22 protein-coding genes and 1 tRNA gene are annotated in these 25,016 nt (G+C 57.8%); 13 read left to right on the top strand and 10 right to left on the bottom strand.

Annotation, left to right across the window (positions count from 1 at the left end):
• Positions 1–256: 256 nt before the first annotated feature.
• Together msrQ and msrP are read right to left on the bottom strand one after the other, a co-directional pair.
• Positions 257–871 carry a protein-methionine-sulfoxide reductase heme-binding subunit MsrQ gene (msrQ, locus tag GS611_RS11645; protein WP_171635774.1) on the bottom strand — a complete coding sequence of 205 codons (615 nt, stop codon included), beginning with the start codon at positions 869–871 and terminating at the stop codon, positions 257–259.
• A gap of 4 nt (positions 872–875) precedes the next feature.
• The gene (msrP, locus tag GS611_RS11640; protein ID WP_171635771.1) at positions 876–1,778 is read right to left on the bottom strand and encodes a protein-methionine-sulfoxide reductase catalytic subunit MsrP; all 903 of its coding nucleotides are present in this window, start codon (positions 1,776–1,778) and stop codon (positions 876–878) included.
• A gap of 331 nt (positions 1,779–2,109) precedes the next feature.
• Between msrP and GS611_RS11635 the strand changes: the two genes are divergently transcribed.
• Positions 2,110–2,925, top strand: coding sequence for a cyclase family protein (locus GS611_RS11635; RefSeq protein WP_171635769.1), 816 nt, complete (start codon positions 2,110–2,112; stop codon positions 2,923–2,925).
• A gap of 119 nt (positions 2,926–3,044) precedes the next feature.
• Positions 3,045–3,581, top strand: coding sequence for a hypothetical protein (locus GS611_RS11630; RefSeq protein WP_171635767.1), 537 nt, complete (start codon positions 3,045–3,047; stop codon positions 3,579–3,581).
• Positions 3,582–3,626: 45 nt separating this feature from the next.
• On the opposite strand, the gene clpB is transcribed toward GS611_RS11630, so the two are convergent.
• The 3 genes from clpB to GS611_RS11615 all read right to left on the bottom strand — a co-directional run bounded on the left by clpB (position 3,627) and on the right by GS611_RS11615 (position 8,043).
• A complete protein-coding gene (gene clpB / locus GS611_RS11625; protein ID WP_171635765.1) occupies positions 3,627–6,245 on the bottom strand; it encodes an ATP-dependent chaperone ClpB in 2,619 nt (872 codons plus the stop codon).
• A gap of 126 nt (positions 6,246–6,371) precedes the next feature.
• Positions 6,372–6,686 carry a hypothetical protein gene (locus tag GS611_RS11620; protein WP_171635763.1) on the bottom strand — a complete coding sequence of 105 codons (315 nt, stop codon included), beginning with the start codon at positions 6,684–6,686 and terminating at the stop codon, positions 6,372–6,374.
• Between the two features lie 100 nt (positions 6,687–6,786).
• Positions 6,787–8,043 carry a tetratricopeptide repeat protein gene (locus tag GS611_RS11615; RefSeq protein ID WP_171635760.1) on the bottom strand — a complete coding sequence of 419 codons (1,257 nt, stop codon included), beginning with the start codon at positions 8,041–8,043 and terminating at the stop codon, positions 6,787–6,789.
• An 87-nt stretch (positions 8,044–8,130) separates the two neighbouring features.
• Here GS611_RS11615 and pyrF point away from each other — a divergent pair, with 87 nt between their 5' ends.
• Entirely contained in the window at positions 8,131–8,841 is a 711-nt protein-coding gene (gene pyrF / locus GS611_RS11610; protein WP_171635758.1) for an orotidine-5'-phosphate decarboxylase, read from the top strand.
• 339 nt (positions 8,842–9,180) lie between these two features.
• Entirely contained in the window at positions 9,181–10,434 is a 1,254-nt protein-coding gene (locus tag GS611_RS11605) for a DNA polymerase IV (protein WP_171635755.1), read from the top strand.
• Positions 10,435–10,436: 2 nt separating this feature from the next.
• Here GS611_RS11605 and GS611_RS11600 read toward each other — a convergent pair whose 3' ends face one another.
• Positions 10,437–11,297: an N-formylglutamate amidohydrolase gene (locus GS611_RS11600; protein ID WP_171635753.1), complete on the bottom strand. Its 861-nt coding sequence runs from the start codon at positions 11,295–11,297 to the stop codon at positions 10,437–10,439.
• 148 nt (positions 11,298–11,445) lie between these two features.
• Here GS611_RS11600 and GS611_RS11595 point away from each other — a divergent pair.
• From GS611_RS11595 to GS611_RS11570, 6 genes are all read left to right on the top strand, one after another.
• Positions 11,446–11,520, top strand: a tRNA-Val gene (locus tag GS611_RS11595).
• A 90-nt stretch (positions 11,521–11,610) separates the two neighbouring features.
• Positions 11,611–11,736 (top strand): type B 50S ribosomal protein L36, encoded by a 126-nt coding sequence (gene ykgO / locus GS611_RS11590; protein ID WP_005648635.1) that lies wholly within the window; start codon positions 11,611–11,613, stop codon positions 11,734–11,736.
• A gap of 114 nt (positions 11,737–11,850) precedes the next feature.
• A complete protein-coding gene (locus tag GS611_RS11585) occupies positions 11,851–13,011 on the top strand; it encodes a sialidase family protein (protein ID WP_171635751.1) in 1,161 nt (386 codons plus the stop codon).
• Between the two features lie 196 nt (positions 13,012–13,207).
• Entirely contained in the window at positions 13,208–14,224 is a 1,017-nt protein-coding gene (locus tag GS611_RS11580; protein ID WP_171120613.1) for a Fe(3+) ABC transporter substrate-binding protein, read from the top strand.
• A 118-nt stretch (positions 14,225–14,342) separates the two neighbouring features.
• On the top strand, positions 14,343–14,897 hold the full coding sequence (locus GS611_RS11575; protein WP_171635749.1) for a helix-turn-helix domain-containing protein: 555 nt from the start codon (positions 14,343–14,345) through the stop codon (positions 14,895–14,897).
• The gene (locus GS611_RS11570) at positions 14,894–15,415 is read left to right on the top strand and encodes a GNAT family N-acetyltransferase (protein ID WP_171635747.1); all 522 of its coding nucleotides are present in this window, start codon (positions 14,894–14,896) and stop codon (positions 15,413–15,415) included. Before GS611_RS11575 ends, GS611_RS11570 begins: the two co-directional genes overlap by 4 nt.
• A gap of 193 nt (positions 15,416–15,608) precedes the next feature.
• Here the strand turns inward: GS611_RS11570 and GS611_RS11565 are convergent, their stop codons facing one another.
• From GS611_RS11565 to GS611_RS11555, 3 genes are all read right to left on the bottom strand, one after another.
• Positions 15,609–18,401 (bottom strand): bifunctional aconitate hydratase 2/2-methylisocitrate dehydratase, encoded by a 2,793-nt coding sequence (locus GS611_RS11565; protein ID WP_171635745.1) that lies wholly within the window; start codon positions 18,399–18,401, stop codon positions 15,609–15,611.
• Positions 18,402–18,583: 182 nt separating this feature from the next.
• Entirely contained in the window at positions 18,584–19,921 is a 1,338-nt protein-coding gene (locus GS611_RS11560; protein ID WP_171635742.1) for a serine hydrolase, read from the bottom strand.
• Positions 19,922–20,047: 126 nt separating this feature from the next.
• Positions 20,048–20,971: a LysR family transcriptional regulator gene (locus GS611_RS11555; RefSeq protein WP_171635740.1), complete on the bottom strand. Its 924-nt coding sequence runs from the start codon at positions 20,969–20,971 to the stop codon at positions 20,048–20,050.
• 122 nt (positions 20,972–21,093) lie between these two features.
• On the opposite strand from GS611_RS11555, the gene GS611_RS11550 reads away from it, so the two are divergent.
• A complete protein-coding gene (locus tag GS611_RS11550) occupies positions 21,094–22,107 on the top strand; it encodes a D-cysteine desulfhydrase (protein ID WP_171635738.1) in 1,014 nt (337 codons plus the stop codon).
• Positions 22,108–22,110: 3 nt separating this feature from the next.
• Positions 22,111–22,818, top strand: a complete 708-nt coding sequence (locus GS611_RS11545; protein ID WP_171635735.1) for an aspartate/glutamate racemase family protein — start codon at positions 22,111–22,113, stop codon at positions 22,816–22,818.
• A 53-nt stretch (positions 22,819–22,871) separates the two neighbouring features.
• Here the strand turns inward: GS611_RS11545 and GS611_RS11540 are convergent, their stop codons facing one another.
• Positions 22,872–23,756 (bottom strand): LysR family transcriptional regulator, encoded by an 885-nt coding sequence (locus GS611_RS11540; RefSeq protein ID WP_171635733.1) that lies wholly within the window; start codon positions 23,754–23,756, stop codon positions 22,872–22,874.
• A 268-nt stretch (positions 23,757–24,024) separates the two neighbouring features.
• Between GS611_RS11540 and GS611_RS11535 the strand changes: the two genes are divergently transcribed.
• Entirely contained in the window at positions 24,025–24,990 is a 966-nt protein-coding gene (locus GS611_RS11535; RefSeq protein WP_171635731.1) for a glycine betaine ABC transporter substrate-binding protein, read from the top strand.
• The last annotated feature ends 26 nt before the right edge of the window (positions 24,991–25,016 follow it).

Genomic DNA, 25,016 nt, shown 5'->3' with positions numbered 1-25,016 from the left:
AGCGTAACCGCCGCTTCCGCCGCGTCCCAGCGCCTCAGCAGCGCCGGTGAAGGGGGTTCTAAGTATAACAAACAAATCCCGCAAGCGGAAAATACACAAAAACAGAAGAAATTCTTGAAAAGTTAATTTATCCAATAATTACAGATAGTTAATTCAGATCAACCAAGCACACTGCCGCCGATAACTATGTAAAGGCAGGTCAGAATTCCCGGTTCAGCGCGTTATGCACATGATTACCCACAGCCTCACGTCCGAGTCAGGCGGAATCGGCCCTGTTGGACCGGAAAGACAGGTTGGGAATCGGCAGGCGCAGGACAAGCAGGGCGATAATGGCAGCCAGGTAAGCAAGCGGCTCGATCTGAAATCCTTTTGCCAGCAAGAGGTAATGCATCGCCCCCAACAATGCGGCCGCGTAAACGAGGTGGTGCAGCTTGCGCCAGCGCGGTCCCAGTCGGCGCACAGACCAGTCGTTGGAGGTCAACGCCAGCGGAAGCAGAAGAAGAAACCCCGCCATGCCGACTGTTACGTACGGGCGTTTGAGGATATCCGCCCAGATCTGGCTGGGAAGCTGCACATCCAGAACCAGCCACACAAGAAGATGCAACGCGACGTATACAAACGTGAGCACCCCGATCGCGCGCCGAAACTTCATCAGGTTGAGGCCGACATGCCGGCGCAGGGGTGTGACCGCCAGACCGGCAATCAGCAACTGAAGGGCCAGTTCCCCATATCTGTGCTCCAACGCCTCAATCGGTTCGACCCCCAAACCACCGGTCAGGCCAAGATAAAACAGCCAGGGGGCGGGCAACGCCCCCAGCAGATAAACGACCCATACCGGAATACGGCGGAGTGTCTGGTTCATCGCCGACATGGTTTTAATAATTCTTGGCCAGATCCATGCCTTCATAAAGGCTGGCGACCTCTTGTTCATAGCCGTTGAACATCAGGGTCGGCTTACGTGACGCGAAAAGCCCGCCCCCGATCTCGCGCTCTGAAGCCTGAGACCAGCGTGGATGGTCCACGTTGGGGTTCACATTACTGTAGAACCCGTATTCGCGTGGATTGGACATGTTCCAGCTGGTGGGCGGTTCATCCTTTGTGAGCGTGATCCGAACAATCGACTTGATCGATTTGAAGCCGTATTTCCAAGGAACGACCAGACGCAAGGGCGCACCGTTCTGGTTGGGAATCGGGCGGTCGTAAATTCCGGTTGCCATGATTGTCAGGGGGTGCATCGCCTCATCCAGGCGCAATCCCTCTCGGTACGGCCAATCGAGAACGGGAAACCGCGTTCCCGGCATTTCATCCGGGCGATAGGCCGTCTCAAAAGCCACATATTTCGCGCCGTCTTGCACGCCCGCCATATTGAGAAGGTCGGCCAGCTCAAATCCGTTCCACGGAATTACCATCGACCAGGCTTCCACACAGCGAAAGCGGTAGATCCGCTCCTCTATCGTCATCTCGGACAGGATGGCCTGAAAATCATAGTCGCCGGGGTGGTCGACCAGACCATCAATCGTGACGCTCCAGGGTTCGGTCACCAGCGTATGAGCATATTTCGCCGGATCATCTTTTCCGGTCCCGAACTCATAGTAGTTGTTGTAGGTGGTGATCTCTTCCCACGTGTTCGGCTCCAACCCATCCTGTGCTGCCGCCGGTTTGGCCATCGCAGTCAGGCCGACACCAGCCAGCCCGGCCATAACCTGCCGCCGGTTGAGGAACGCCGCCCGGGGGGTGACGTCTGCATGTGTCAAAGTATTGGTCCAGCGATGCGCCATATGGGTCTCCGTCATCTTCAGTGGTCGCTATTGACGTAGTGTGCTGATAGCACAGAGCCATGGAAACAGGCGTAACGATTGAGCGAAGTGATTGTAACGTTCCATTGTAACAGGGCATTCGAGTAACGTTTTCAGCACCGAAAACCATAGACTCGAGAACTTTTGGAGCCCGGCGGAAAACTGCGGTTTTCGTGGATTACCGTCAGAACTCGGGCACAAAACTTTACAACTGCGGGCGCAAGGCTGCACTCTGTCAGATGGGTGCCACGCCAAGCCGAACGCGAGGCAAGGCTGCAACTGCAGCCTTTTGGCCGCAATGGGAGGAAGAAAAATGTGTGATATCTGCGTAATGAATGCCGTCAAAGACAAGATGCTGTCTCGTCGCGGGTTCTTCAAAGCTGCCGCAGCTTCGGGTGTTGCAGCAGCCGCAACCGGAGCCGTCGCGCCGGCAGCACTGGCGGCCGGGCATGGCGGTGTCGAAGATATGACCCACACGCTGAGCCCGGATTTCCCGACATGGGGCGGCGAACCCGGCATTTCGGCCGAGCAGGCTTTCAACTTTGCTGATCACGGCTTCAATCTGTTCAACCTGTCAATCAACGAACATACGGGCACGCATATCGATGCGCCGCTTCACTTTTCGGCGGATGGGACGTCGGTTGATGAAATCCCCGTCACGGATCTGGTCGCCCCCTTATGCGTCGTGGACATCGCCGCCCGAGCGGCCGAGGACGCTGACACGCGCGTCACCCCGGACGATCTGAAAGCCTGGATTGCGGCCAATGGTGATATTCCTGATGGTGCCTGCGTGGCGATGCATTCCGGATGGGCAGGCAAAACCGCCACGGATGAGTTCCGCAATTTCGACGGCGAAGCGCAGCATTACCCGGGCTTCCACGTTGAAGCCGCGGAGATGCTGATGGAGGAGACCGGAGCACGATCAATTGCCGTTGATACCCTGTCCTTGGATCACGGCATGTCCGCAGATTTCGCGACACATTACGCGTGGTTGCCGTCAGGCCGGTTCGGGATCGAATGTCTGGCTGGGCTGGATCGCGTGCCTGCGTCGGGTGCAACGCTGGTGATCGGCGCACCCAAGCACCAAGGCGGCACCGGCGGGCCGGCGCGGATCTTTGCATTGATCTGACAAATGCCCGGGCGGCCGACCAGCGCCCGCCCGGCCATCTTTCCGGTAGGGCCAAAGTTCTGCCACAGTTGCAGACCAAGACGTCGTGCATTCTTGATCTGTTCGGGACACCTGCCTTCATGTTGCTTAGACCCCTTGTTGTTTTTTTGTCTTTGCTGTGCGGATCGGCATTGGCTGATGTGCAATCGTGCAAAAAGCTGTTTGAGCGCGCGCCGCAGGTCCTGAGCGATCTGAATCAGATCGGGTCTGAAGTTTATGAAGACAGCCATCCGGGCCTCGGCTATTCCGCCACTTTTGCAGACCCATCTTCCAAGATCACGGTTTTCTTCTATGACCATCAACAAAGGGACGTCTCATCTGAAATGGCCCTTGAAAGCTTTAAACAAGCTGCACGCGATATCGCTGCAATAGCTGCGCGGCGCGGTGCCGAGCTTGGTGAAATCAACGCCTATCAGTTGCGTGATCCGTCGCAGGTGTTGCCGTATCGGGCCGAGGCCAAAGCATCAGATGGCCTGTCCGAACTTCTGGCAGTCGGCGTCGTGGACAATTGTATTGTGAAGCTGAGGTTCACGGCCCAGTTTCCAATGGAGAAAGCGCAGGTCTGGATGAAGGTCCTCAGTGATTATCTGAACAAAGGCTATGGAAAACCGACATGAAAAAGGCCCGCCAAAAAAGCGGGCCTTTCAGTTCACGGTGTCAGATCAATGCACCACGGCATCGTCCGGGCGCGGTCGCTCGGAAGTTCCCAAACGATCACCGATGATCAAACCATCTTGCCCGGCGGTGACCGGAACGACGTCACCATCCTTGATTTCCCCGGCCAGCAGAGCTTCGGCCAACGGGTTCTGCAAGGCGCGCTGGATGACGCGTTTCAGCGGGCGGGCACCGAAGACCGGGTCATAGCCTTCATTGGCCAGCCATTCCTTGGCGCTGTCATCCAGGGCCAGCTCGATCTTGCGGGCGGCCAGACGTTTTTGCAGACGTGCCATCTGAATATCGACGATGCCATCCATATCGGCCCGCTTGAGGCGGTCAAAGATGATCGTTTCGTCCAAACGGTTCAGGAACTCGGGCCGGAAATGTGCCCGGACTGCATCCATCACGTCGCGCTTGGCCTGTGAACTGTCCGCACCTTCGGGCAGCTGGCTGAGCGCCTGAGACCCAAGGTTCGACGTCAGGATGATCAGCGTCTGTTTGAAGTCCACGGTGCGGCCCTGACCATCGGTCAGAACGCCATCGTCCAGAACCTGCAACAGCACGTTGAAAACATCCGGGTGCGCCTTTTCGACCTCGTCGAACAGCACGACCTGATAGGGCCTGCGCCGCACGGCTTCGGTCAGCACACCGCCTTCGTCATAACCGACATAGCCCGGAGGGGCACCGATCAGACGGGCGACCGCGTGTTTCTCCATGAACTCGGACATATCGATGCGTACCATCGCGTTGTCGTCGTCAAACAGGAAGTTCGCCACGGCCTTGGTCAGTTCGGTCTTACCCACACCGGTGGGCCCGAGGAACAGGAACGAGCCCAGCGGGCGGCCTTCGTCGTTCAGGCCCGCGCGCGCGCGGCGTACGGCATTGGCCACGGCGGTGACCGCCGCATCCTGCCCGATCACGCGGGAATGCAGTTCTTCTTCCATCCGCAGCAGTTTCTCGCGTTCGCCTTCCAGCATTTTGGCGGTCGGGATGCCCGTCCAGCGTTCGACAACGCTGGCTATCTGTTCCGGACGCACCGTTTCCTCGGCCATCATGGCGTTGCTTTCGGCATTCTCGGCCTCGGACAGCTTTTTCTCAAGCTCGGGGATGATGCCATAGGACAGCTCACCCGCCTTGGCGAGGTTGCCTTCGCGCTTGGCGATTTCCAGATCGGCCCGCGCCTTGTCGAGCTGTTCCTTCAAATCCCGCGCGCCAGCCAGCTTGTCGCGTTCGGCCTGCCACTGCGCAGTCATCTCGGCGGATTTTTCCTGAAGTTCTGCTAGATCCTTCTGCAAGGTTTCCAGGCGATCCTTCGATGCCGCATCGTCTTCCAGCTTCAGCGCCTCTTCCTCGATCTGCATTTGCAGAATCTGGCGATCCAGCTGATCGAGTTCCTCAGGCTTGGAATCCACCTCCATCCGCAACCGCGACGCGGCTTCATCGACCAAGTCGATGGCTTTGTCGGGCAGGAACCGGTCGGTGATATAGCGATGCGACAGGGTCGCCGCCGACACCAACGCCGAATCCGAGATGCGCACGCCGTGGTGCAGCTCGTACTTTTCCTTGATGCCGCGCAGAATGCTGATCGTGTCTTCGACCGTCGGTTCCTGAACCATCACCGGCTGGAACCGGCGCGCAAGGGCCGCGTCTTTTTCGACGTATTTGCGATACTCGTCCAGTGTGGTCGCACCGATACAATGCAGCTCACCCCGGGCGAGCGCGGGCTTGATCAGGTTGGCGGCATCCATCGCACCATCCGATTTGCCCGCGCCAACCAGCGTGTGCATCTCGTCGATGAACAGGATGATCTCACCCGCGGCCTCGGTCACCTCGGTCAGAACAGCCTTGAGGCGTTCTTCGAATTCACCACGGTATTTCGCACCGGCAATCAGCGCACCCATGTCGAGCGCAAGCAGCTTCTTGTCCCTCAGCGATTCCGGTACGTCGCCGTTGACGATGCGCAACGCCATGCCCTCGGCAATCGCGGTTTTACCGACGCCAGGTTCCCCTATCAGAACCGGGTTGTTCTTGGTACGGCGCGACAGAACCTGCATTGAGCGGCGGATTTCCTCATCCCGCCCGATGATCGGGTCAATCTTGCCTTCAGCCGCAGCTTCAGTCAGATCGCGCGCATATTTCTTGAGCGCGTCATAGCCCTCTTCCGCCGACGCTGTGTCAGCAGTGCGACCCTTGCGGATGTCATTGATCGCTTCATTCAGCTTCTGGGCAGATACCGCACCGGCCTCCAAAGCCTCCTTGGCTTTGGATTTCACCATGCACAGCGCCATCAAAACGCGTTCAACGGGCACAAAGCTGTCGCCCGCCTTGGTGGCGATCTTTTCGGCCTCGTCCAGAACCTTGGCCGTCTGACCGTCCATGTAAATCTGGCCGGCATCACCGCTGACTTTCGGGATCTTGCCCATGGCAGCGTCAAGCGCCTCGACCACGCGGTTCGGCGCGCCGCCCGCGCGTGTGATCAGATTGCTTGCCAGCCCCTGATCGTCATCCATCAATGCTTTGAGTATATGTGTGGGCTCCAGCCTCTGGTGCCCCTCGCGCAGCGCAATGGTCTGCGCCGCCTGCACGAACCCCCGTGCCCGTTCAGTGAACTTGTTCAAGTCCATGATATTCTCCTTTTCCAAGCGCCCCGTTTTGATGCGCCCGCCTGGCGGCACGCGTCGGTCGAAGCCTCACATTCAATCTGGGAAATACCTTTGCCGGTTCAAGAGGCTAGAGAGTGAAAAAACGCCTCAACCACGCGGAATCGTATAGACAGTGTAGCCCCCGGTTTCGGCCACCTGCTGGGCATCGTTCGTCTCGACCAGCGACTGCGCGGCGGCGCTGCCCGTGGGGCAGGATACAAGATCGGCGGTGTGGTCGAGGAAATTGCCGGTAAAGGTGGTTTCTCCGGTCAACTGGCACCAGTCATCTTCGGACCGATAGCCCCGAACAAGATACAAATCATCATTGGTCGGGGGCGGCGCGGCGCCGGTTTCGGTCTGTGGCGGCGTGTCGTCGCAGGCGGCCAGCGTGGCGACGACGGCCAGCGGAACAAGGTGCTTCATGGTCTGTCCCTTTGATGCAATTTTCGTTTCAGAGTGGCAGCACCATAGCACAGTTGGGACAAAGCGAGGACACCGCTGGCTCCTTTGTCAGCTGTGGGCGTCAACCGCCTTCGATCTGCCGGATCAGCTTTTGCGCCTCGTCATCGCCCTGCTCGGCCGCGAGGCGAAGAAACCTCAGCGCCTCTTCGACATCGCCGATTTCATAGAGCAACCGGCCGAATTTGCGCTGCGATTTCACATCGCCAAGCTTTGCGGCCCTGCCCCAGAACAACAGGGTCGCTTCCGTGTCCTGAGGCACACCGTCCCGCCCGTGATAGGTCAAAGACCCGAGATTGTGCAGCGCCACGACATTGTCCTGCTTGGCGGCCTGGAAATAATAATCCAGCGCCTGTTCGATGTCTTTGGAGTAGCCGTTCTCGCCGATCTCGTAGATGTAGCCCAATCGCGCCGCGGCATCGGCGCTGCCGTTTCGGGCCGCCATCTTCAGATAGTCGACCGCGCGCTGCATATCGCGCGGGACATGCGTTCCTTCGCGATAGATTACGCCGAGGTGCAGCAGAGACGGCTCATATCCGAAGAACGCAGCCCTTTCATAATAGTACAGCGCCTTGTCGATGTCGGGCGCAACACCTTTCCCGTTCTCGAAGCCATACGCGACGTTGTGCATGCCCATCGGCAGAGCGCTTTCTGCAGCCGCCATGTACCAGGCAAACGCGGTCTCGTGGTCCTCGGGAACGATCTCGCCATCACTATAGAGCGAAGCGAGCGTGTTCATCGCCAGCCCGCTGCCCTCCATCGCGGCCAGTTCCGAAAACTCGAGCGCCATTTCCAGCTTGCCGCCCTTCATGAGCGCCCGGCCAAAGGCGGCCACGACCTCGGCATCCACATCCTGATCTTTCAACAGCAGATCGGCGCAGATCGCCATCGCATTCTCGGCGTCCATGTCGGCCCATTTCACCCCGTCGAAATAGGGCGACTGCCCCGGAGCGGCAGCGGCCATCAGGCAGTCATACTCTCCGTCCGAATAGTCGGGGTCCTGCGGTGGATCGTCGGGGTTGGGTTCCGGCCGAGGGCGCAGGTCGGAAACCCGCAAGCGCCGTTGCGGTTCCTTGGGGTCGTCGGCCTTTGCCGGCGCAGAGGCCTCGCCGGTCAGCCCGACCAGCAGATCGCGCGCCAGCTGCGAATAGATCGGGCAATCGGCGTAGATCCGTGAAAAACTCTCGATCGCCGTCGCCGACCCGCTGTCCTTGACGTCCGCCCAGACCAGTCGGGCCTCGCCGCAATCCGTTTCATCGGCCCAGACCGCGCCCGCCCCGACCAGAACAGCCGCCGAGGCCACCACACCCAACCGTATCATCCCGTATTTTCCTGCGTCTTTTCTTGTCTCAATGCGTCACACGCTCTACAGAAGCGCCGATCCCGTCAAGCTTGAAAGGTCGATACAATGCTCCAAACCGCCGATGACCGCCTGATCGTCGCCCTCGACGTCCCCAACGCGCTGGAAGGGCTGAAGCTGGCCGAGACGCTAGGCGACGCCGTTTCGTTCTACAAGATCGGCCTGGGCATGCTGACAGGCGGCGGGCTGGCACTGGCCAATGAGCTCAAGCAGGAACACGGCAAGCGCATCTTCCTGGACATGAAGCTGTTCGACATCGGCAACACGGTGGAAAACGCGGTGCGGGGGCTGGCGCAGTTCGATCTGGATTTCCTGACCGTGCATGGCGACCCGCATGTGGTGCGCGCCGCCAAGGAAGGCGCGGCGGGCAAGGATCTGAAAATCCTGGCGGTGACCATCCTGACCTCGCTGAACCGCGACGACCTGGATGCCGGCATGATGAAGGCCGGTGACGTTCAGGACATGGTGGTGGAACGCGCCGCCCACGCCTTCGAGGCCGGGGCCGACGGCGTGATCGCCAGCCCGCAGGAGGCCGCCCTGATCCGCGCCCTGCCCCAGGCGAAGGGCCGGCTGATCGTAACCCCCGGCGTGCGTCCGGCAGGCGCGGCACTGGGCGATCAAAAACGTGTGGCCACACCTGCCAGCGCCATCCAGGACGGGGCGGATCATATCGTAGTTGGCCGCCCCATTTATCAGGCCGAAGATCCAAAATCCGCGGCCGCGGCCGTTTTGACCGAGTTAAATTCTCTGAAAACGTGATGAGCAGGATCATCGTTTCAACAGGGATTCACGCTGAAAAAACCGCCGCAACAGGTTGACCGTACGTCAGTTTTTCGCGAATCCGCGCCAAATCGTCCCTGTGCCAGAAAACACACATTCAAAAAGCGAGTTTCTGAAAAGCGCGCCAAACCCTATCTCAACCGGAAAATCTTAGCGATTCTCAAGGGGATTTACTCCCCAACGAACCTACTCTTCCTGAGGTTCGTTACTTCCCCCCCGCGAAGCGCGGGGGGTTCTTTTCTCTGAATGATCTTTGATCGATATCACGGGATGATATAAAGGACCCCCAAGACAACTGCGGAACACACGAGGACGCAGATGCCCGGTCTTTGCCGAGATTGCCTGACCCCTTTGACGAACGAACGGCGCTGCACGGCCTGCGGCAGTCCCAGGGTAAAGTCTCATCCCGAACTGTTTGATCTGTCCATCGCACATATGGATTGCGATGCCTTCTATGCTTCGGTGGAAAAGCGGGACAATCCGGAACTGGCAGACAAGCCTGTCATCATCGGCGGCGGCAAACGCGGTGTTGTATCCACGGCATGCTACGTGGCCCGAATTCGCGGTGTGCGATCCGCCATGCCCATGTTCAAAGCGCTGCAACTGTGCCCCGATGCCGTCGTGATCAAACCACGCATGTCCGTGTATGCCCAGGTGTCACGGGACATCCGCGCCATGATGGACGAACTGACACCAGTGGTCGAACCCCTGTCCCTGGACGAAGCTTTCATGGACCTGTCCGGCACCGAACGCCTGCACGGAGCCCCCCCAGCCGTCATGCTGGCACGCCTGGTCAAACGCATGAAGGATGAACTGGGTGTGACAGGATCCATCGGGCTGAGTCACAACAAGTTTCTGGCCAAGGTTGCCTCGGACCTCGACAAGCCCCGCGGGTTTTCGGTGATCGGCAAGGCCGAGACGGCTGAGTTTCTGAATGACAAACCCGTACGATTGATCTGGGGTATTGGCCCCGCTGCGCAGGAATCACTGGACCGGGCAGGGATTCGAACCTTCAACGACCTGCTGCGTTGGGATCAGGAGGCTTTGACTGTGCGTTTCGGCTCGATGGGGTATCGCCTGTGGCATTTGGCACGGGGTCAGGACAAACGACGCGTTTCAGCCCATGAACCGATGAAATCCATCAGCAATGAGACCACGTTTTTCGAGGACACCGCCAATATTGATATTCTGGACGGACATTTGTGGCGCATGGCCCTGAAGGTCTCGGACCGGGCCAAGGCCAAGGATCTGGCTGGCCGGGTCGTTACGCTGAAGCTGAAGAAAGCCAATCACAAGATTCTGACACGGCGCGTGTCATTGCGGGACGCAACGCAGATCGCGGACAAAATCTATCGCACCGCAAAAGGGCTTTTCGATCAGGTGGGGGATCAGGGGCCATACCGCCTGTTGGGGTGTGGCCTGTCTGACCTGTGCCCGGCGGATCAGGCTGACATCTCCGGCGACCTGCTTGATCCCGGCGCCGTCCGCAGATCACAGGCCGAGCGGGCCACCGACCAGATCCGCCAGAGATTCGGCCCGGAAGCAATCGTGAAGGGCCGCGCTTTGCGCTAGTTTCATTCCGCCGCCAGACGGAGAGGTTTTGAACCGATTCTGGATATGTCGCGCACCACCTGCCGAAGGAGTTTCGAAAACGTCATGAAATTGGCGTTCGGCGCAATCTTTTCTTCGTCCATATACAAGGCCCGGTCGATTTCAATCTGGATCGCGTGTTGCTGGCGGGTGGGGCGGCCGTAAGTCTGTGTCACATAGGCCCCGGCAAACGGGGCGTTGCGCACCACATTCAGACCTGCCGCAGCAAACGCCGATTCGATGAGGTCCACGATTTCAGACGAGGCCGACGCACCGAACCGATCACCCAGCACGATCTCGGGCCGTTTGTTTCGGGTCGTACCAGCCATGGCCACCGCCTCATGCGGCATGGAGTGGCAATCCACCAGTATGGCCTGGCCGAATTTCTCGTGTGATTCGGCCAGCAGGGATTTCAAACGTGCATGATAGGGGCGCCAATAGGTGTCGATGCGCAGCCGCGCCTCGTCCATGGTCAGCTTGCCGCTGTAGATTGCCCGTCCATTGGCCACAACGCGGGGAATCACACCCAACCCTGATGCGACCCTGGGGTTGTGCCCATGCCTGCGGGCACCGCTGATCAGCGCCGGGTCCAGTTCGTCCAGACTGCGATTCAGGTCCAGATAGGCGCGTGGCATGGTCGCTTTGATCAAAGGCGCGCCATTCTCGGCCGCGGCAGCAAACAATTGATCCACGAAGGCGTCTTCCGAGGATCGAATCACGCTTTGATTCAGAACGGACCGCTTCAAAAACGCTTCGGGATAATTCCGCCCGCTATGAGGAGATGAAAAAACCACGCATGAACTGCGGTTTTCCGGCATATCCAATACAAAGGCTGCGTTCTGCATGATCCCTCCATGTTCGCAATCAACATAGACCGGAAAATAGTTCTACCAAACCCCTTGAACCCCTTTGCGACTCCTTTTATAGACCCCGCTACCGGCGCGGGGTTCCGCGCCCCATTTCGTTATGGGGCTGGGCACGCAAAGGGAAAGTGGGCGGTTAGCTCAGCGGTAGAGCACTTCGTTGACATCGAAGGGGTCACAAGTTCGATCCTTGTACCGCCCACCATGATTTCACTGTTCCGGAGATCCGGGACACCCGAGTAACCCAGGCGCTGGCCACGTCCTTGATGAAGGCGCCGCAGATTGGAGACAGACCATGAAGGTCAAGAACTCGCTCCGCTCGCTCAAGAATCGGCACCGCGACTGCCGTGTTGTGCGTCGCAAAGGCCGCGTCTACGTTATCAACAAGACGCAGCGCAAGTTCAAAGCTCGCCAGGGCTGAGAACGGCAAAACACCGTATTAGAAAACCGCGCTCTTGAGCGCGGTTTTTTTTGTGTTCTGCACCTGTGGGCCTGACGTGCTACCCTTGCTTCGACATTGCGGAGTGTGAAACCCATGCGCGAACACGGCATCGACGTACTGGTGGGAACGACCAAGGGAACGTTCATTATCTCTGGTGATCAGAACAGGTCAGATTGGAAAGTGACGGGCCCGCATTGCGAAGGATGGCCGATCAACCACGTCATCGGCGACAAAGAAACGGGCACGCTTTGGGCCGGGGGCGGTGGTGACTGGCATGGCGCCGGAGTCTGGTGTTCCGAAGACGGCGGTGTGACTTGGCAGGTCGCAAAACTCACCAAGGGCCAAATGGACGAGTGGGCCGCCAACGACCAGGATTTTGCCCAGATGATCGGCTGGACCGGGGAACCCGCACCATTCGCCGATGAGTTTTCGCAGGTCTGGTCTTTGCGTTATCAACATGGAACGTTGTACGCAGGCACAAAACCGGCCCGCCTGCTAGCCAGCCACGATAATGGTCGGACATGGGACACGCTTGAGGGCCTGACAAACCACCCCTCGGCACCCGATTGGAATCCCGGCGGTGCGGGGCTGGTCCTGCATACAATCGTGACTGACCCAAATGATTCGAAAAAGCTCTGGGTCGGCATTTCCGCTGCGGGTGTGTTTGCAACCGAGGATGGTGGCGCAAGCTGGGAGCGGCGAAACAGATTGTCCAACGCCGAATCTTGCACGCATCATGATCATCCCGCTGCCCCCAGGGATGGTGAAACGGGTCATTGCGTCCACAACATGGTTCAAGCTCCGGGAACCGCGGATTTTCTGTACCAGCAAAACCATCACGGTGTTTGGCGCTCGGCCGACGGAGGGCGCAGTTGGGATGACATCACCGAAGGCCTGCCATCCACCTTTGGATTTCCGATTCATGTGCACCCACGTGATCCGGACACGATCTGGACATTGCCTTTGAACGGAGACAGCATCGGGCGCTATCCACCGGATGCCGCCGCGGCAGTTTGGAAATCCACAAACGGAGGCGCAACATGGCAAGACCAGCGACGTGGCTTGCCGCAAGAAAGCTGTTTTTTCACTGTTCTGCGACAGGCCATGGCCGGAGACCGCCGAGACCCCGCCGGTATCTATTTCGGGACCAACAGCGGCTCGGTTTTTGCCAGTGTTGATGAAGGGGACACATGGACGGAAGTCGCCCGCCATTTACCCACGATCCTTGCAGTTGAGGTGCTTGATCGTGAGTGATCCAGACACTGCCGTGTGACGCGGATCTTTCCGTTCAACACAACTCGCGCCCGCCCCCAACAAGGCTCGCAAGGGTGCCTGCGCTCATTTGACCAAGTAAATCTGTCGGATTTTCTTGCATCTCGCTGAGAATCGTATAATTGAGCAAATCAGTCGGGTTATCAACCGACGCGAAATTCAATTGTTGGGGCAAACTATGCTGAAATCCACAACCTGCCTGGCCGCCGCTCTGTCGGCATTGATCGCAACATCAGCCGCAGCTGAAGGCGAGCTGAACCTTTATTCGTCGCGCCACTATGACACTGACGAACGTCTTTACACGGACTTCGAAGAAGCGACCGGCATCAAGATCAACCGGATCGAAGGCAAGGCGGATGAATTGATCGCGCGCATGGAAGCCGAAGGCGCGAACTCTCCGGCGGATATCATGCTGACGGTCGACACGTCTCGCCTGGCGCGTGCCAAAGATGCGGGCATTCTGCAAGCCATCGACAGCGAAACCCTGGAGGAGCGCATCCCCGCCAACCTTCAGGACGAAGACAACCAGTGGTTCGGCTTCTCACAGCGCGGTCGGATCATCTTTTACAACAAAGAAAACGTTGCCAATCCGCCGGCCACTTACGCAGACCTCGCCAAGCCGGAATACAAGGGCCTGATCTGCATCCGGTCCTCGACCAACACCTACAACCAGACCCTGCTCGCCTCGATCATCACACATGAAGGTACCGAAGCTGCAAAATCCTGGGCGGAAGGCGTTGTCGCCAACATGGCCCGAGACCCGCAGGGAGGTGACACCGACCAGCTGCGTGGCATCGTTTCGGGTGAATGCGACATCGCTGTATCGAACACCTATTACTATGCACGGGCTATCCGCAAAGACGTCAAAGGCCTGTCCTCTGACCTCGACAAGATCGGCTGGGTCTTCCCCAATCAGGACAGCTATGGTGCGCATATGAACCTGTCGGGCGGTGGCGTCGCGGCACACGCGCCGAACAAGGAAAACGCAATCCTGTTCCTCGAGTATCTGGCAAGCGATCAGGCGCAGAAGTACTTCTCGGCGGGCAATGATGAATTCCCGGCAGTACAGAGTGTCGAGCTGGCGGAATCGGTAAAGGCCCTGGGTGAGTTCAAAGCTGACGACGTGAACCTGTCGGAAGTCGCAAAGAACATCCCGGAAGCACAGAAAATCTTTAACGAAGTTGGTTGGAAATAATCCACCACCTCGTCAAAGGCTTGCGAAAGGCGCAGAGTTTCTGCGCCTTTTTTCATTTACACACACATAATTTTTATGTAATTTTCCCACAAATGAAAACTCCTCTCGTTTGTGGCCCATGCTCGACAACCTCTCAAGCCGCCTTGCCGTCCGTTTGAACGAACTCCGCCGCGGGCGCGGGTGGTCCCTGGATCAACTGGCCGCCCACAGCGGAATCAGCCGCGCCACGCTGTCCCGCATGGAGAAAGGAGAGGTCAGCCCCACCGCTGAGAATCTTGGCCGCCTCTGTGCCGCTTATGACCTTCCGATGTCCCGGCTTTTGATGATGGTCGAAGACAGCTTTGACCCCAAGGTGGCGTTTGAACGCCAGACCGAATGGCGTGATCCCGAAACCGGCTTTACCCGCCGTGCAGTTTCACCGCCTGCAAACGGCTTGAACGCCGAGGTCGTGGAATGCCACCTGCCGCGCGATACGGTCATCACTTACGAGGCGCCGCCCAAATCCGGGCAGGAACACCATCTGATCCTGATCGACGGCGCACTGACACTGACAGTTGACGGAACCTCCCATGCGCTGAGCGCCGGAGATTGCCTGCGCTATCACCTGTCGGGCCCAACCCGGTTCGAAACCGGGGAATCTCGCGGTGCGCGTTATCTCTTGGTGCTGATATGATCTCGCGTCTGACCGATCTCGATTTCAGCGCGGCAGTGGATGATCTGGCGGAAATCCTCCACGCCTGTGTGCATGACGGGGCCAGCATCGGCTTTGTCCTTCCGTTTACCGAGAGTGACGCACGAAATTACTGGCTGCAAAATGTTCGTCCCGGGCTGAAATCCGGTGCGTTGGAGCTGTTTGCCCTCCACGACAACGGGCGCATTCAGGGCACGGTGCAACTGATCCCCGCGACCATGCCCAATCAACCGCACCGCGCTGATGTCGCGAAACTTCTGGTGCACCCGAACGCCAGACGGCGCGGTTTTGGCCGCGCCTTGATGGAAGCCCTCTTTCAACGAGCGACAGAGTTGGAGCGCACGATGCTGGTTCTTGATACCCGCAGCACCGATCCTTCTCGATTGCTTTATCTGGACCTGGGGTTTCAGATCGCCGGGGAAATTCCGAACTATTGCCGGAACCCGTTCGAAACCAGACTGGAACCCACGACTTACATGTATAAAGAGCTGTCAGCCTGACGCCAAACAGCGACCGTATGTCCGTGGATCATGGATTTTCCCCAGTAGTCCACGCGAAGTCGTGCGAAAGGTCCGGGGCATTCCCATGCCGCGCTTTTTCGCGGCGTGCGCTGCAACCAGCCCTGAACACAGCGGAACTCAATCGCCCGGCCACCTGAAGGGATGCCCGGGCAATCAACTTTGTGCCTTGCGTTTAGAAATGCGCTGACTTCGTGCCTGCGGGCTTTTCCATCGGAGGCGCAAATTTGGTCAGGTCGATACCTTTCACGGCCGACTTGTATTCCTCGGCGGTCGGCATTCGGCCCAAAACAGCCGACAGCACGACCACCGGAGTCGATGCAAGCAGGGATTCGCCTTTCTTGTCCGCCGCGTCCTCAACAACACGGCCTTGGAACAGTCGTGTGGACGTGGCCAGCACAGTGTCACCCTTTGCCGCTTTCTCCTGGTTGCCCATGCAGAGGTTACATCCCGGACGCTCTAGATACAGGATGTTCTCGTATTCCGTCCGCGCTTTGCTTTTTGGGAACAGATCGTCGAATTCAAAGCCTGAATACTTCTGAAGAATGCTCCACTCGCCTTCTTCTTTCAGCTCATCGATGATGTTGTAGGTGGGCGCAGCAACGACCAGCGGGGCCTTGAATTCTACTGTGCCCTTCTCCTGCTCGATGTTTTTCAGCATCTGCGAGACGATGACCAGATCGCCCTTGTGCACCATGCACGATCCAACAAATCCCAGATCGACCTTCTTTTCCCCTTTGTAGTGGGAAACCGGCCGGATCGTATCGTGGGTGTAACGTTTTGATACATCGGCGTTATTGACATCCGGGTCGGCGATCATGGGTTCGCTGATTTCATCTAGGTCAACCACCAACTCGGCAAAATACTTGGCGTTTTCATCCGGTTTCAGGGCCGGCTTTTCACCCGACTTGATTTCCGCGATCCGAGCGTTGGCCTTGTCGATCAGACCTTGCAGTGTCCGGGCCTCGTTATCCATTCCCTTGTCGATCATGATCTGAATACGGCTTTTCGCGATTTCCAGAGATTCGATCAACGTGTCATCCGCTGAGATGCAGATCGACGCCTTGGCCTTCATCTCGGCCGTCCAGTCAGTAAAGGTGAATGCCTGATCCGCCAGCAATGTGCCGATGTGAACTTCGATGATCCGCCCCTGGAACACGTTGTCGCCGAATTTCTTCAGCATCTGCGCCTGGGTGGCGTGAACCACATCGCGGAAATCCATGTGATCCGCCATCTGGCCCTTGAACGTCACCTTGACGGATTCCGGGATCGGCATGGTAGCTTCGCCAGTGGCCAGCGCCAGTGCAACAGTACCCGAGTCTGCACCAAACGCGACGCCTTTGGACATACGTGTATGCGAGTCGCCACCGATGATGATCGCCCAGTCATCCACGGTGATGTCGTTCAGAACCTTGTGGATGACGTCTGTCATCGAGTGATAAACACCTTTGGGGTCACGCGCGGTTATCAGGCCAAAGTTGTTCATGAATTTCATCAGTTTTGGGATATTTGCCTGCGCCTTGGAATCCCAAACCGAAGCAGTATGACAGCCAGACTGATAGGCACCGTCAACGGTGGGCGATATCACTGTCGCCGCCATGGCTTCCAGTTCCTGCGCCGTCATCAGGCCGGTGGTGTCCTGCGAACCGACGATGTTGACCTTCACCCGAACGTCCGAGCCCGCATGCAGAACTTTGCCTTCGGCCACGCCAACCGCGTTTTTGTTGAATATCTTTTCAACCGCCGTCAGGCCCTGCCCTTCATGCGAAATCTCCTTGGACGGCGCGAAAGCAGATTTCACCTCGAGACCGAGCGTCTCGGCCGCGAATGTCTGAAGCTTTTTGCCAAAGACAATGGCATAAGATCCTCCGGCCTTTATGAACTCGGTCTTTTGCGGCGTGAAGGATGATGACAGATCGACCAGCTCTTTGTCGCCTGCGTCATTGTACAGCTTTTTGTCCTTGGTGTTGATAGTCAGTACCGTTCCGGTCTCGACGGAATATTTCTGCTCGAGGATAGGATTGCCGTCATTGTTCAGGATAGGATTGCCGTCGGCATCCACTTTCTTGACCCAGTTCTTGAGATCGATGCCGATCCCGCCGGTGACGCCGACGGTGGTCAGAAAGATCGGTGAAATCCCGTTTGTACCGGCAACAACCGGCGCGATGTTCACGAATGGAACATAGGGGCTGGCTTGCTTTCCGGTCCACAATGCAACGTTGTTGACACCGGACATGCGCGACGATCCAACACCCATCGTCCCTTTTTCAGCAACCAGCATGACGCGCTTGTCCGGGTGCTGTTTTTGCAAGTCCTGAATCTCGGCCTGTGCTTCGGGTGAGATCATGCACTTGCCGTGCAATTCACGGTCTGACCTCGAATGCGCCTGATTGCCGGGCGACAGAAGATCGGTCGAAATATCCCCTTCGGCCGCCACATAGGTCACAACCTTGACTTCTTCTTCGATGTCGGGAAGCCGGGTAAAGAACTCGGCCTTGGCATAGCTTTCCAGAATGTCCCTGGCAACGGCGTTCCCGGCCTCAAAGGCTGTTTTCAGACGGTTGGTATCTGCTTCGTACAGGAACACCTGGGTTTTCAGAACTGCCGCCGCTTTCTGCGCAATCTCTGCGTCATCGCCCAGCGCCAGATCAAGCAGAACCTCTACCGATGGGCCGCCCTTCATATGCGACAGCAATTCAAACGCGAAATCCTGCGAGATTTCTTCAACCGTCGCTTCTCCCAGGATGATCTCTTTCAGAAAGCGCGCCTTTTCACCTGCGGCGCTGGTTGTGCCCGGAAGCGTGTTGTAGATGAAGTAGTTCAGTGAATCGGCGCGATGAGCGTGACCCGTATCTTTGATCTGCCCGATGATTTCCTGCAAAAGGGCACCGTCTTCGATGGGTTTGGGGTGCAGACCCTGTTCTTTGCGCGTCTCGATTTCGTTCAGGTATTCTGTGTAAAGGCTCATGACGGTTCCGACCATTTAGCTGATGCACCGGGCCATGTGAAAGCCCGGCACCTTGAATTTGTATGCGGCGGTATACCAAAGCGTACCGACGTGCAAGATGCCGATCTGCGACCCAGTGTCCTGCCCTACGGGCGATGCCCGCCGCAATGTCGGGCGGTGCGTCGATGGGAATGTTCGATCCCCTACCCCCCGAAAGCCGCAATAAGCGCTTTCGCCAAGGGCAAAGAAGAATAGCCCACCCGTGAAGGTGTAAGCCCCATCCGCACGACGACCATGTCACGCGACGGGAAAATTCCGATGGACTGACCGTCATGCCCTTGCAACCAAACCGCGTCTTCAAACGGTGGCAGGTCGCCCGGCGATTTCAACCAGAGATGACCCTTGGCATATTCACCGCCAGACGCCGCAACGGGTCCGAACATCCAGTCCACAAAACCTGTGGGCAAAATCTGTGCGCCGTCCCAAACCCCTTTTTCCAGCAGAAACTGGCCATACCTCGCCCAGTCTCGGGCCGTGGCGTACATATAGCTGGATCCGATGAATGTATCGGCGACATCTGTCTCGATGATCGCCGAAGCCATGCCAAGCGGTTCAAAAAGCGCATCCCGAGGATAGCTCAAACCGCCATCGGGCAGCTTGTCCTGCCACACCCGGGACAACACGGTGGACGTGCCGGAAGAATAGTTGAAGTCGGTTCCAATGCCGGCTTCCAGTGCACGGTCGGCAGCGAAACCGGCCATGTCATTGCTGAGATACAGCATCCTGGTCACGTCTGACACGTCTCCGTATTCTTCATTCCATTGCAGACCGCTTGTCATTGCCAGCATGTCCGCAACAGTAATGTCTCGCCTTGCGTCTTCTGCCCATTCGGGAAAACTGTCGACGAGGGTGTCCGATACATTCATCTGACCCGCTTTGATCAACGTTCCGATCAGCCCGGCCGTCACCGTCTTGGTCATGGACCAGCCCAGCAACGGTGTGTCGGCGTCAAACCCTTCCGCATAGCGTTCGGCCACGATACGCCCGCCTTGAACCACCACTACGGCGCGGTATCCTTCGCCAAGCAGCGTATCATCCGACAAGACGGCCTGAAATTTGGAATCATGAGACTGCGCAACGTCGTTTCCGCTTGGCCAAAGCCCTGTCGGCGCGGGCTTGGCAGCCTCAAGCCCTTGCGCACTCAGGGATGTAGCATGCACGTTGGTGCAGCCAAGCCCCTGCCGGAACTGCGACCTGGCGGGCGCGAAGAACCGAAAGAGCCGCGCATGAACAGTCTGCGCCTCTCGATCGACCTCAATCGAAACATGTTTGAGCAGCGGATGCCCCGGGGCCTGCACATCCACCGCAAGGACCTCTTCCGGATCACGTCCGGCAATGAAAACGTTTGAACAGACAATCTTGGCCGAGTAATTCGTGCCCACTTTCAACAAATCGGGCGGGGCGATCAGCAGATAACCAAGCAGCCCCACGATGCCCAGAACCACGACACCTAGACCCGCTTTCAATACCTTACTGAACATCCGCTGACCTGCCCTTTTGCTGTCTTTTCAGCACAGGTTAGATACATCCAGCTCGGTTTTGCCACTATTCCGTTGCGTATTCTTCCGATGCTGATCGCAAACTCGGCGCCTTTCTCGGTGAACTGCTTAAGTCGTCTCGTCGCTTTGATCCGGCGACAACCAAAAGCTTTGCGATTGCCCGGCAAGACGTTGCCAAATCTGTTCACTGAACTCTGGCTTCGCTTCGGTCAAACGGACCATTCTTATTGTCAGCGCCTGCGCAGGCAGAACCTCTTCAACGCTTACAAGCTGCCCCTGAGCAAGCGGCGTGGCGACCAAAGAATAGGGCAACCAGGCAACGCCGATTTCATTCACGGCATATTGCAGCATCGCCAGCGTCAGGGCCGTCTCGGCCTTGGCCACGAGTCTGGTTTCGTCGGGCAAACGCGGTGCAATCAATCGGGAAAACACTTGCCCAAGAAAAACATCAGGCGGGTAGACAATCGCAGGAATGGTCTTGCCATCCAATTCCCCGCGCATTGCCGGTGCGCATACCGGGATCAATGTGTCGGCACCAAGCGTCCTCGCCTCGAACGCACTTTCGAGGTTCTGCACCCCACCGTCCGATGCCGCGTACATGATCGCGAAATCGACTTCTTTCGAGATCAGTTGCAACAGGCATTCGTCCTGGTTCCCCGATCGCACCTGAACCGAGATATCGCTGTTTTCGGTCAACATCCGGACCACTTTCGGCGAGACGGTTGTCGTCAACGCATGCTGGCACACGAGCGACAAAGACTGGCTGGCCTGATCGCTTTCTGTTTTCAAACTGTGACGCAGTTTGTGCAGACGCGCGCTCAGCTCGCGCAGTTCAGGTTCCAACGCCTGAACGCCCGGCATTAGGGATACGGGTTTGCGGCGACGATCAAACAGGGTCGCTCCGATACTGCCTTCGATGAGCCGCACCCGACGGGTAAAGGCAGATTGGGTCAGCAGTCGTTTTTCCGCGGCGCGCGTCAGCGATCCGCTGTCCAGCACGGCCAATATGTCATCGATCCATTCCAAACGCATGTGAATCAGATAGCCCAGACCTCACTAATATGCAATTTTTGCAACATACTCACTGAATTTCGAATTAGAAGAGCGGCAACACACAGCGTAAATTGACGAAAATCAATATTAGGAATTGTGACATGCATCTTGCGCGCTTTCCCCGCCTTCACCTCGCCCATCTTCCGACACCGCTTGAACCGATGAAGCGGCTTTCCAAAGAACTGGGGGTGGAAATCTGGATCAAGCGCGACGATTGCACCGGCATGTCAACCGGCGGCAACAAGACCCGCAAGCTGGAATTTCTGATGGCCGAAGCGGAAGCGCAGGGCGCCGACATGGTGATGACGCAAGGTGCCACTCAAACCAACCACGGTCGACAAACCGCAGCGTTTGCCGCCAAGCTGGGCCTTGATTGCCATATTCTTCTGGAAGATCGCACCGGCTATCAAGATGGCAACTACAATACAAACGGCAATGTCCTGCTGGACCACTTGCACGGCGCGACCACCCAGAAGTTTCCCGGGGGTCACGATATGCCGGGCGAAATGGAAAAGGCTGCCGCGAAGAAACGGGCAGAAGGCCGCAATGTCTATGTCATTCCCGGCGGCGGCTCGAACCCGACCGGGGCGCTGGGCTATGTAAACGCGGCCTTTGAACTGTTGGGTCAGGCCAATGACAGCGGATTGCGGATTGACCGGCTGGTACACGCAACCGGGTCGTCCGGTACGCAGGCAGGTTTGGTGACGGGAATGTGCGCCATGAATGCGCAGGTGCCGGTGCTTGGCATCGGGACAAGGGCACCTCGGCCAAAGCAGGAACAGATGGTGTACGACCTCGCCTGCAAGACCGCCGAAAAGCTGGGGTGCGCGGGCGTGGTAAAGCGTGAAGATGTCATGGCCAATACCGACTATGTCGGCGAAGGCTATGGCCTGCCCACTGAAAGCGGCATCGAAGCGATCCAGATGTTTGCCGAATTGGAAGGTATCCTTCTGGATCCCTGCTACTCGGCCAAGGGTGCGGCGGGCCTGATCGATCTGGCGCGCAAAGGCGAATTCAAAGACCAGCGGGTCGTTTTCCTTCACACGGGTGGCGCGGCGGCCTTGGCGGGGTATGACTTTGCCTTCGATCACAAAGACCGCTGGGTGAATATCTGAGCAATGACACTGCGCCCCATCGGCATTCTTGGCGGCATGGGCCCTGAGGCAACGATCCTCCTCCAGCGCAAGCTGGTCGAGGCTGTGCCGGTGAGCGACGACCGGGACCACATTCCGCTTTTGATCGACATGAACACTCAGGTCCCGTCACGGATCGCGCATTTGATCGAAGGGGCGGGCGAATATCCGGGGCCGACACTGGCGGCGATGGCGCGACGTCTTCAGGATGCCGGCGCCATGGCGCTGGCAATGCCCTGCAACACGGCGCATCACTATGCCAAGGCGATCACCGATGCCGTGACCGTTCCGCTGTTGAACATGGTTGAACTGGCCGCGGATCACGCCGTCGGGACACTCGGGAAGGGTGGGTGCGTTGGTGTGCTCGCTTCTCCGGCGGTGCGCCGTACTTGTCTTTTCGAAACAGCCCTGCACGCGCGCGGGCTGTCAACCGTTTGGCCAACGGATGACGACGCAATGCTGGCGGCGATCCGCGCGATCAAGGTCAACGGCCAAAGCGACAAGGCGCGCGAAACGCTGCGAGCGTCCTCAAGGGCCTTGGTCAAGGCGGGGGCGGACTTGCAGTTTGTCGCTTGCTCTGAATTCTCCCTCATTGCCGACAGCGTCGCGGATGACGCCAATGCAGTGGATACGATCGATCTGCTGGTCCGCGCGATCGTCAATTTTTCTCAGACGGGCCGGCATACGAGGTAAAGGCGCATTTTCCGTTCAACGGCCGGTCGGTGCGCCAAAACGAATCCGTCCGGTCACAAACGCTGCCAAAGCTGGTGCGCGATCTGATCCAAGCTGGCCGGATTGGAAAAGGCTGAAATCGTCAACGTTGCACACCATGCATCGTCACCGATCGGCACCAGCAACCCCTGATCCAGCTCCGCCGAGATCGACGTTTCGGGCATCCAGGCAAATCCGCTGCCAGTCATCAATCTTCGCTTGATCGTTTCGACGAGGCTATCGACATATATCGTTTCGGTATTCTGGGGTTTCCGGTCAACGGTGTTTTCAACGACCATGCCCAAGAAGGACGATCGGTCATAGGCCAGATAAGGGATCGGCGGGCCATCCTGCCGGGACAAATCCCAACCCAGTGTCCGAACCGGCTGTGCGGCAGCCACCGGTATCAGACGGTCCTTCAACAGATCCTTACGCTCGAACGCGGTTTCGTCGATCATGGGCGAGACAGTATGGTGATAGTAGCACAGCAGGATATCCACCGCGCCTTCGACCAAAAGATCACAGCAGGTGCTCAGAGAATCGGACAGGACGCGCGTGCGCAATTCCGGGATCTGCTTCTGCAACTCTTCTATGCGGGTCGCCAAAAAATTAACCGCAATGGTGTGCAGAACCGAAAACCGGATGAACCGACTGTCGCCCCGGTCGGCGTCCCGCAGGGATTGGCGGGATTCAGACAGCTGTGAAATTGCCGCCTGGGCAACAGGCAGGAATTGTTTGCCGGCCTCGGTCAATTGCACCGGATAGGTTGCCCGATTGACCAAAGGCAGCCCCACCCAGCTTTCCAACGCTTTGATTCTGCGACTGAATGCGGATTGCGTGATGTTACGTTCATCAGACGCACGGGTGAAGTTCAAGGTCCGGGCGAGGCATTCAAAATCGCGTAACCAATTCAGATCCAATGCGTATCCCCGCTTGTGAAAGAGCATCTTCAGCAAGGATACAGAAAATTATGCAGAAAAAGAATAGTTTGATGAAATGTTCGAATTGGCTCTCGGAAAAGCTCCTGTTCTAGACTTCCGGGCAGGGTCTGGCGGTTGGTCTTGTTTCAGCCTTCCGTCCGAATGTGTCGCCAAAGGCATGTTGGCGCCCCCCTATTGCGCGACGGGAAAATCGAACGACGGAAAGAACGACGCCGAACCACGGCGCATTTCAACAGAGGAGAAGACCATGAGAACCAATCTGAAAAAGCTGGGGATGGCTGCTGTGGTCAGCGTCTGCGCTGTACCGGCATTCGCAGCCGAAGAGGTGAAAATCGGCGTGCCATCCTGGACCGGTGCACAAGCGATTGCCCATGTGCTGGGCGCGGTCGTGGAAATGCGCATCGGGGGCAAAGTGGAATATGTGCCCGGCAACAACGCCACAATCTTTCAGGCGATGGATCAGGGCAAGGGCGATATCGACGTTCATCCCGACGTTTGGCTGCCCAACCAGGAAAGCTTCACCAAGAAATATGTGGACGAAGCGGGCACCGTCACTCTGTCATCGAACCCCTACGAGGGTAATCAGGGTTTCTGCGTCAGCAAAGACTTTGGTGAAGCCAACAACATCACCGACATCGCCGATCTGGGCCGCCCGGATGTGGCCGCATTGATGGACAGTGACGGCAATGGCAAAGGTGAAATGTGGATTGGCGCGCCAGGTTGGGCTTCGGCCAACGTGAACGAAGTCAAAACCCGCGATTACGGCCTGCTTGATTTCATTGAGCCGATACGCGCCGAGGAAAGCGTGAAAACCGCGCGGATCAAGGACAGCATCGCCAAGGGCGAAGGCTACGCCTTTTATTGCTACAAGCCGCATGCTGTCTGGTACATGTTCGACGTCCAGATGTTGACCGAGCCACAATACGACCCGGCAAAATACGTGATGGTCCAACCGTCTGATGACCCGGACTGGTACAACAAATCCAATGTTGCGACCAAGGACGCGCTCAAGAACGTGCAGATTGCGTGGTCCAACACGCTGCCAGAGCGTTCTCCGGCGATTGCCGATTTCTTGGCGAATTTCGCATTGACGGCGGATGATGTCAGCGGGTTCGCCTATGAGATCAGCGGCAAGGGCCGCGACCCGGCGGACGTTGCCCGTGAATGGGTCGAAGCGAACCCGGATCGAGTCGACGCCTGGCTGGGTCTCTGATCTTTCGTCCCAAAACAGGGTGGCGG

This window comes from Ruegeria sp. HKCCD6119, from assembly GCF_013110585.1.
In the GTDB taxonomy this organism is placed as follows: Bacteria; Pseudomonadota; Alphaproteobacteria; order Rhodobacterales; family Rhodobacteraceae; genus Ruegeria.
Note: the sequence above shows the minus strand (reverse complement) of the source record. Positions and strands in the feature narration are given on the sequence as shown.